The sequence below is a fragment of the Actinoplanes xinjiangensis genome (genome assembly GCF_003148685.1).
Taxonomy (GTDB): Bacteria; Actinomycetota; Actinomycetes; order Mycobacteriales; family Micromonosporaceae; genus Actinoplanes; species Actinoplanes xinjiangensis.
Genome location: NZ_QGGR01000041.1, coordinates 59,109 through 66,951, shown reverse-complemented (window position 1 = coordinate 66,951; position 7,843 = coordinate 59,109). Strand labels below are relative to the sequence as shown.

Annotated in this window: 7 protein-coding genes and 1 rRNA gene; 5 read left to right on the top strand and 3 right to left on the bottom strand. The window is 72.1% G+C overall.

Features of this window, described 5'->3' with window-relative positions; all coding sequences use genetic code 11:
* Nucleotides 1–88 (top strand): 5S ribosomal RNA (gene rrf, locus BC793_RS45000); the annotation flags it as partial.
* A gap of 121 nt (nucleotides 89–209) precedes the next feature.
* Here the strand turns inward: rrf and BC793_RS52605 are convergent.
* A complete protein-coding gene (locus tag BC793_RS52605) occupies nucleotides 210–1,751 on the bottom strand; it encodes a hypothetical protein (protein ID WP_158319559.1) in 1,542 nt (513 codons plus the stop codon).
* On the opposite strand from BC793_RS52605, the gene BC793_RS44990 reads away from it, so the two are divergent.
* Both BC793_RS44990 and BC793_RS44985 read left to right on the top strand, forming a co-directional pair.
* Nucleotides 1,695–2,771, top strand: coding sequence for a tetratricopeptide repeat protein (locus BC793_RS44990; RefSeq protein WP_373871322.1), 1,077 nt, complete (start codon nucleotides 1,695–1,697; stop codon nucleotides 2,769–2,771). The genes BC793_RS52605 and BC793_RS44990 overlap by 57 nt on opposite strands.
* On the top strand, nucleotides 2,768–3,799 hold the full coding sequence (locus BC793_RS44985; RefSeq protein ID WP_109602769.1) for an HAD-IIA family hydrolase: 1,032 nt from the start codon (nucleotides 2,768–2,770) through the stop codon (nucleotides 3,797–3,799). The genes BC793_RS44990 and BC793_RS44985 overlap by 4 nt, the downstream gene beginning before the upstream one ends.
* Nucleotides 3,800–4,285: 486 nt before the next feature.
* Here the strand turns inward: BC793_RS44985 and BC793_RS44980 are convergent, their stop codons facing one another.
* Nucleotides 4,286–4,585 carry a hypothetical protein gene (locus BC793_RS44980; RefSeq protein ID WP_109602768.1) on the bottom strand — a complete coding sequence of 100 codons (300 nt, stop codon included), beginning with the start codon at nucleotides 4,583–4,585 and terminating at the stop codon, nucleotides 4,286–4,288.
* A 144-nt stretch (nucleotides 4,586–4,729) separates the two neighbouring features.
* Here BC793_RS44980 and BC793_RS44975 point away from each other — a divergent pair, with 144 nt between their 5' ends.
* The gene (locus BC793_RS44975) at nucleotides 4,730–6,013 is read left to right on the top strand and encodes a methyl-accepting chemotaxis protein (protein WP_109602767.1); all 1,284 of its coding nucleotides are present in this window, start codon (nucleotides 4,730–4,732) and stop codon (nucleotides 6,011–6,013) included.
* Between the two features lie 63 nt (nucleotides 6,014–6,076).
* Here the strand turns inward: BC793_RS44975 and BC793_RS44970 are convergent, their stop codons facing one another.
* Entirely contained in the window at nucleotides 6,077–6,400 is a 324-nt protein-coding gene (locus BC793_RS44970; RefSeq protein WP_109602766.1) for a sterol-binding protein, read from the bottom strand.
* A 96-nt stretch (nucleotides 6,401–6,496) separates the two neighbouring features.
* Between BC793_RS44970 and BC793_RS52055 the strand changes: the two genes are divergently transcribed.
* Nucleotides 6,497–7,804 carry a hypothetical protein gene (locus BC793_RS52055; RefSeq protein WP_239170679.1) on the top strand — a complete coding sequence of 436 codons (1,308 nt, stop codon included), beginning with the start codon at nucleotides 6,497–6,499 and terminating at the stop codon, nucleotides 7,802–7,804.
* The last annotated feature ends 39 nt before the right edge of the window (nucleotides 7,805–7,843 follow it).

Genomic DNA, 7,843 nt, shown 5'->3' with positions numbered 1-7,843 from the left:
CGGTTACATTCCGAACCCGGTAGCTAAGCCCTCCAGCGCCGATGGTACTGCACTCGGGAGGGTGTGGGAGAGTAGGACGCCGCCGGACTCAACGTGATCGGTCGAGGGCCGCCCCACTTCGGGGTCGGCCCTCGACTGCGTTTATGGGCAGATCCCCTAGTAACTTTGTGTATCGAGAACAGCGTGTGTCGGAGCAGGGCCACTCGGGCCTAGGTAACCCGCCGCCGTACTGGAAGGAATGATCCGTGAGTACAGGACCGCAGGACGGCGGCTCCAACAACCGCGACGACGATCGTCGTTCGGGAGGCGGTCGCGACGGAGCCGGCGACGGCAACCGGAGCGACCGGGGTGGTGACCGCGGCGGTGACCGGGGTGGCTTCCGTGGTGCAGACCGCGGCGGCTCCCGGGGTGGCTACCAGGGCGGCGGTGACCGCGGCGGCTTCCGTGGTGGTGACCGGGACCGCGGAGGTGACCGAGGTGGTTTCCGTGGTGGTGACCGTCCGGGCTATCAGGGTGGTGGCGACCGCGGTGGTTTCCGTGGTGGTGACCGTCCGTCGGGTGGCGGCGACCGCGGTGGTTTCCGCGGTGGCGACCGTCCGTCCGGTGGTGGCTACCGTGGTGGTGACCGTCCGTCCGGTGGCGGGTTCCGTGGTGGCGATCGTGACCGTGGCGTAGAGCGCGGTGGCGACCGTCCGGGTTACCAGGGTGGCGGCGACCGCGGTGGTTTCCGTGGTGGTGACCGTCCGTCCGGTGGTGGCTTCCGTGGCGGCGACCGTCCGGGCTATCAGGGTGGTGGCGACCGCGGTGGTTTCCGTGGTGGTGACCGTGACCGTGGCGGCGACCGTCCGGGCTATCAGGGTGGTGGCGACCGCGGTGGTTTCCGTGGTGGTGACCGTCCGTCCGGTGGTGGCTTCCGGGGTGGTGACCGCCCGGGTTACCAGGGCGGCAGCGACCGTGGTGGTGACCGTCCGTCGGGTGGCGGTTTCCGCGGTGGTGACCGTCCGTCCGGTGGTGGCTTCCGCGGTGGTGACCGTCCGGGCTATCAGGGTGGCGGCGACCGCGGTGGATACCGTGGTGGCGACCGTCCCTCGGGTGGCGGCGACCGTCCGGGCTATCAGGGTGGTGGCGACCGGGGCGGATACCGTGGTGGCGACCGTCCCTCGGGTGGTGGCGACCGTCCGGGTTACCAGGGTGGCGGCGACCGCGGCGGTTACCGCGGTGGCGACCGGGACCGTGGCGGTGCCCGGGAGAGCTTCCAGGGTGGTTCCGGCGGCGGGTACCGGGGTGGCGACCGTGACCGGGGCGGCTACCAGGGTGGTGGCGACCGCGGTGGATACCGTGGAGGCGACCGCCCGCAAGGTAGTGGCTTCCAGGGTGACCGCGAGCGGTCCTTCGGTGACCGTCCCCGGCAGGACCGGCCGTACGGTGACCGTCCGCAGCGCAGCGACCGGCCCGGTGGCGACCGCGGCGGGTTCCGTGGTGGGGACCGTCCGGGCTACCAGGGCGGCGGCGACCGTGGAGGGTTCCGCGGAGACCGTGACGACCGCGCTGGCGTCCGGGGTGACCGCGACGACCGCGGTGGGTTCCGCAGTGACCGGGACCAGGACGCGAGTCCCCAGGACGAGGCCGGCAGGCCCTCGTTCTTGGCGCCGGAGATTCCCGAGGAGATCACCGCGACCGACCTCGACCAGGAGGTGCGCGCCGAACTGCTGAGCCTGGCCCGCGACGTCGCCGACAAGGTCGCCCGGCACCTGGTGGCCGCCGGCCAGATCATCGACGAAGACTCCGAGCTGGCCCTGAGCCACGCGATCGCGGCGCGGCGTCTCGCTTCGCGGATCGCCGTGGTGCGGGAGGCCGTCGGGCTGGCGGCGTACGCGGCCGGTGACTGGACGACCGCGATCGCCGAGCTGCGCACCTACCACCGGATGACCGGACGGCAGACGCACCTGGCCGAGCTGGCCGACTGTGAGCGGGCGCTCGGCCGTCCGGAGCGGGCGATCGACCTGTTCCGCGGTGCCGACGTGGCCAAGCTGGAGAAGGCCGGCGCGATCGAACTGCTGATCGTGGCCGCCGGTGCCCGGGGCGACCTGGGTCAGCACGACGCCGCCGTGGCGATGCTCCAGGTGAAGGAGCTGACCGCCGACGAGGACGCCGAGTGGGCGGCCCGCCTGCGGTATGCGTACGCCGACGCCCTGCTGGCGGCCGGCCGTCGTGACGAGGCCCGGGAGTGGTTCGCCCGGACCGCGACGGTCGACGAGGAGCAGGTCACCAACGCGGCCGAGCGGCTGCTCGAACTCGACGGTGTCACCATCGAGGGCGACGACGTCGACGAGGACGACGAGGAGGAGGGCGCCGAGGCGTCCGCCACCGACCGTGACTCGTCGGCCGGCGACCGCGAGTCCGCCGACGATGCGGACGGCGACGACGAAGACGACCTCGCCGATGACGAGGACGACTACGACGACGACGATGACGAGGACCTCGACGGTGAGGACGAGGGTCTCGACAGCGACGAGGGTGACCTCGACGGTGAGGACGAGCGGGCCGGCGTTGCGAACACCGACGTGAACACGGACGGCCTCGGCGACGAGGACGACAAGGACGCGCCGGTCGTCACCGGAGGCGTCACCGACGCCCTCGACGAGCCGGCCGGCGGCGACAAGCCGGCGGGCGACGAGGACAGCGTCGACGGTGCCGTGACCGACTCGGTCGACAAGATCGAGGCGGACAAGGACGACGAGGACGGCGCCGAGGAGAAGCCGAAGGCATGAGCGATCACCTTGCCGGCGGCTACGACCTGGTCATCTTCGACCTGGACGGCGTTGTCTTCCTGATCGACAGGCCGATCCCGGGCGCGGCCGAGGCGATCGATCAGCTGCGCTCCGGCGCGACGCCGATCGCGTTCGCCACGAACAACGCGTCCCGGCGCGCCGCCGACGTGGCGGCGCTGCTGACCGGCATGGGTGTGAACGCGGAGCCGGCCGAGGTACTGACCTCGGCCGGCGCCGCGGCGGCGCTGCTCGCCGAGCGGCTGCCGGCCGGGGCACCGGTCCTGGTGGTCGGGGCGGAGGCGCTGCGCGCCGAGGTCCGCGACGCGGGTCTGACCCCGGTCGACTCGGCGGAGGACGAGCCGGTCGCGGTGGTCCAGGGGTACGGCCCGGAGGTCGGCTGGAAGATCCTGGCCGAGGCGGTGGTGGCGGTACGGGCCGGGGCGACCTGGTTCGCGACCAACACCGACCGCACCCTGCCCAGCCCGCGTGGTCCGCTGCCGGGCAACGGCTCGCTCGTCGCGGTGCTGCGAACGGCCCTCGACCGTGACCCGGACGTGGTCGTCGGCAAGCCGCAGCCCGGCCTGTTCCGGACCGCGGCCGCCCAGTCCCGGGCCGAGCGTCCGCTGACCGTCGGTGACCGTCTGGACACCGACATCCAGGGCGCCGTCACCGCCGGTATGGACAGCCTGCTCGTCCTGACCGGGGTCAGCGGCCCGGCCGACCTGCTGACCGCCCCTGAGGACCGGCGACCCACCTATGTGGCCGCCGACATGTCCGGCCTGTTCCGCCCAGCCGACGAGGCCCGCCTTCCGGTCACCGGCGGCGGGGGTCCAGGAGACGAGATCGGTGGCTGGCGCCTGACGCGGAACGCCGACGGCGTCGAGCTGGACGGCTCCGGTACCCCGGTCGACGCCCTGCGCCTGCTCTGCGGAGTCACCTGGACCGGTGTCCCGGTCACCGCGATCACCGCCGGATCCACTGACGCCCGCGAACTGCTGGCCTCCTGGAACCTCCCCGAACAGCACTGACCTCGCGGCACCTCCGGAAAGCCCTCACGCTCCCCGGTCCCGCACCGCTCGACTCCCGAACGGCCCTGGCCGCCGCCTCCCTACCCGGAGCGCAGCGACCAGGGCCGTTCGCTTTCCCCGACCTACTCCTTCGCGCCGCCGACGGCAGCGAACCTGCGATTCGGCAGAATCCTCCGCGGCCAGCGCTCAGCGCTGTCGCAGCGCCCTCAAAGAGCCGCCCGCTGCGCGGGCGCCCCCACACCCGGCTGGTCCCCACCGCTGTCTCAGCCACGCTGAGACAGCGGTGACAGCCAGCTGGTTCTTTCGGGCTGGTTCCCACCGTTGTGTTGAGAGGTGTGAGGCAGCGGTGGCGGCCAGCCGGTTCTTTCGGGCTGGTCCCCACCGTTGTCTTGAGGGGTGTGAGGCAGCGGTGGTGGCCAGCCGGTGAGAGTGGCGGCTTTCGGTATGCGCGCCGGGGGGCGGGTAGGTGGGTTCGGCGGCGTGGGATCAGCGGTGCATGCGGGTCAGGCCGGCCAGCAGGTGGCCGCCGCTGTGGGCGGCGGTGTCGAACGGCGGTGTGGTGGGTGCGCCGGCCGGATGCGGGACCGCGGTGGGCGGCGGGAAGTGGTGGTGGCGGCGCGGCGGCGGAGCGTTCATGTCGATGTGCAGGAGCGCGTCGACGAAAGCTAGGACCGGGGTGCTCATCCAGTCGAAGTCGGGCACAGCGACCTGTTCGGCGCGCTCGTGGACGTTCGCGGTGGTCAGCGTGGCGTCGAAGCGCGGGAGGCCGGGACGGTCATGGATCATGGTCCCTCCCTGATCGGGCCGGCACGGCCGCCGGCCGGTGGGTTCCCTACTCCCATCGTGGCACTGTTCGCGGGGGAACGGGCAGGTCTTGGGCCTTTTGCCCGACGGGGTCATGTGCGCCGTCGCTCGGTCGATCAGGGGGACGTGAGCTCTCTGACATTGCCGCGCGGTGCCCGGCTCTCCGAGGCGTCCTGGCAGGCCCGGCACCGGATCGTGAGCCGGTTGCTCTGGTTCCACGTGCCGGTGTTCCTGGTCGTCGGCATTCTCGGGCCACGGTCACCGTGGGAGGCGGTCGGCCTGTCCGCGGCCGTCGGCGTCTGGGCCGCCCTCGCCGGGCTGCTGCCCGCCGACAATCTCAAGGCCCGGGCCAGCCATGTCAGCGTCGGACTGATCGCGTGCACGTTCGTGGCGATCGAGCTCACCGGTGGCGAGATGTCCACGCACATCCACCTGTACGCGGTACTGATCTTCGTAGCGCTGTACCAGCAGTGGGCGCCGCTGGTCTCGGCGGTCGTCGTGGTCGTCGTACATCATGGGGTGCTCGGCCTGGTGTCCCCGGAACGGGTGTTCGGTGAGCATCACATGGGTGTCGGCGCCGCTCTCGGCATGGTCGCCCTGCACGCCGGTCTGGTCACCCTGGAGGTGGCCGGCATCGTCATCTTCTGGCACTTCGCCGAACAGGCGGAACGCGAGAACGAGGTGCTCGCCCGGCAGGCCGAGGACGCCCGCCGCGAGGTCGAACGGTCCGAGCACGAGGCGCGGGAGCGGGCCGCCGAGGATCTGCGCGTACGGTCGGAGGAGTCGGCCGCGCAGGCCCGGCGGATCGCCGCCGACGTCGCGCAGATCAGCGGCGAGGCGCACACCGCGATCTCGGCGGTCGCCGCCGTCGACCGGGAACTCGCGGCGCTCACCACGTCCGTGCGCGACATCGCCCAACGATCCGCGCAGGCCGCCGGGACCGCGTCCACCGGCAAGGACGCGGCCGCGTCCGCCGGCGAGAAGGTACGCCGCCTGGAGAAGTCGGTCGGGGAGATCGCCGCGGTGAACGCGATCATCGCGTCGCTGGCCGAGCAGACCAACCTGCTCGCCCTCAACGCCACCATCGAGGCGGCCCGCGCCGGTGAGCTGGGCAAGGGATTCGCCGTGGTCGCCGGGGAGGTCAAGGATCTCGCCCGGGAGACGGCCACCTCGGTGGAGAAGGTCAACCAGGTGATCACCGCGATCGTGGCCGAGACCGGAGACGTGGCGCACACCTTCGCCTCCACCACCGGAGCCGTCGACGACATCCACGAGTTGCAGCTCAACATCGCGTCCTCGGTGGAGGAACAGGCGGCCGTGCTGGCCGAGGTGACCACCCAGCTGTCGGCGGCGACCGCCGCCGCGGACCAGGTGCTCGTCGGTCTGGAGACACTCTCCGCGACGACCTGACGTCGATCTTTGAACTGACCTACCGGTCGGGCCCGTATCCCCGGGCACAGCCGGTCCGGTCGTTCAGAGGAGCTTGCGGAGCTTGAGCAGGTCGAACGGGTTAGCCCGGATGGCGGTGATCAGACGCGACACCTCGAGCTTGCCGGCCACCAGGTCGAGCAACTCGTCGCTCGTCGTGACCAGCGCGATCTTCGCCTTCGGGTCGTCGCCGTCGGTGATGTCGACCAGGCGGCCACCGGTGATCCGGCCGTGGAATGCGGCACCCAGATCGGTCAGACGGCATGCGAGGGTACGGTCCAGGTCGAGTTTTCCGCGGGCCTCGGCGTTGGTCTCCAACCGGGCGGCGAGGTCGTGCAGCGCTCGGCGGCACTGGTCCAAGGTGGCCATAGGACCATCCTGCCTCACGACACCGGCACGGTACCCCAGGAGTTTCCCGGAGGTGCCCGGTAGCGTGGCACCCGACGTGGCGAGAGGAGGCGAGACATGCCGGACGCATGGCGGGCTTATCTGGACCTGGCACTCGGCTTGACGGAGGCCCCCCGGAAGAAGGCCCAACAGGTCGCCGGGGAGCTGCTCAACCGAGGCGGTGCCACGGCGGTGCAGATGCAGGGCCTCGTGGAGGACCTGCTGTCGGCGGGCATCGCGAATCGCGAGGCGCTGACCAACATCGTTCGTTACGAGGTGGACCGGGCACTCGGGCGAGTGGGATTGGCCACCGCCGAGGAGGTGTCCGACCTCACGACCAAGGTGCACGACCTGGAACGCCAGCTGCGGCAGGCGCAGAACCGGGTCGGCGCGATCGAGCGGGACGCCCCGGCCGTGCCGGCTGCCCCCGAGGTGCCGGACGTGCCGGCGGCGCGGGAGGTGCCCGCGGGCCGGCCGGCCAAGAAGACGGTGGCCAAGAAGGCGGTCAAAGCCAAGCCGAACGCGATGCCGGCAGCGGGAACCGATCCGGCGACGGTGTCGGCGAACGCGGCGGTCGCTCCCGTGGTTCCGGCCGCGACTGAGCCGCCGGCGGCTGCTCCTGCGGAGCCCGTGAAGCAGTCGCCCACCAAGCGGGCGCCCGCCAAACGGTCTCCGGCGAAGACGGCTGCCGTCAAGGCTGCGCCTGCCAAGGACGCACCGGCCAAGAGCGTCCCTGCCAAGGATTCGCTGGCCACGAGCGCCCCGGCTAAGAGCGCCCCGGCCAAGCGGGCGCCGCGGAAGGCAGCCGGGCTGGCTGCCGAAGTGGCCGAGGGCTCAGCAGGGCGGCCGGCTGTCGTGCAGGACGAGGTGTCCACCGGCGCCCCGGCCATTGTGCTGCCGGCCGCGACTCCGGTCACTGGAGCGCCAACCGAGACGCCGGCCGGCGTGGAGCCGGTGTTCGTCGAGCCGGTGGCGGCTGAGCCGACTCCGGCAAAGCCAGCTGTGGCCAAGCGGGCCCCGGCCAAGCAGGCGGTAGCCAAGCGGGCCCCGGCTAAGCAGGCGGTAGCCAAGCAGGCCCCGGCCAAGAAGGCGGTGGCCAGGAAGGCCGTCGCCGAGCAGGCGCCTGCCGGACAGACGGCCGCTGAGCAGGCGGCGCCTAGCCGGGGTGCTGCCGAGTCGGCCACCGAGCCGCAGAAGAGCACGAGCCGGAAGGCCGCAGCGCCGCGCAAGGTTGCGGAGCCGCTCAAGGCCACGGAACCCACCAAGGCCGCAGCGCCGCGTAAGGCGGCCGGAAGTCGGACGCCGGCCAAGAAGACGGCGCAGGTGCCCACACAGGCGACGCCGGCGTCGGAGACGGTAAGCCGGAACGAGAGTTCGGAGGCGTGAGGCCGTGACCTACCCTCAGCCCGGCCCGCGCCCCGGCCC

What these genes read in the sequence shown, in the direction of transcription:
- BC793_RS44985 (WP_109602769.1), top strand. Translation starts at nt 2,768, where the DNA reads ATGAGCGATCACCTTGCCGGCGGCTACGACCTGGTCATCTTCGACCTG.
- BC793_RS52055 (WP_239170679.1), top strand. Translation starts at nt 6,497, where the DNA reads ATGCCGGACGCATGGCGGGCTTATCTGGACCTGGCACTCGGCTTGACG.
- BC793_RS44970 (WP_109602766.1), bottom strand. Translation starts at nt 6,400, where the DNA reads ATGGCCACCTTGGACCAGTGCCGCCGAGCGCTGCACGACCTCGCCGCC.
- BC793_RS44980 (WP_109602768.1), bottom strand. Translation starts at nt 4,585, where the DNA reads ATGATCCATGACCGTCCCGGCCTCCCGCGCTTCGACGCCACGCTGACC.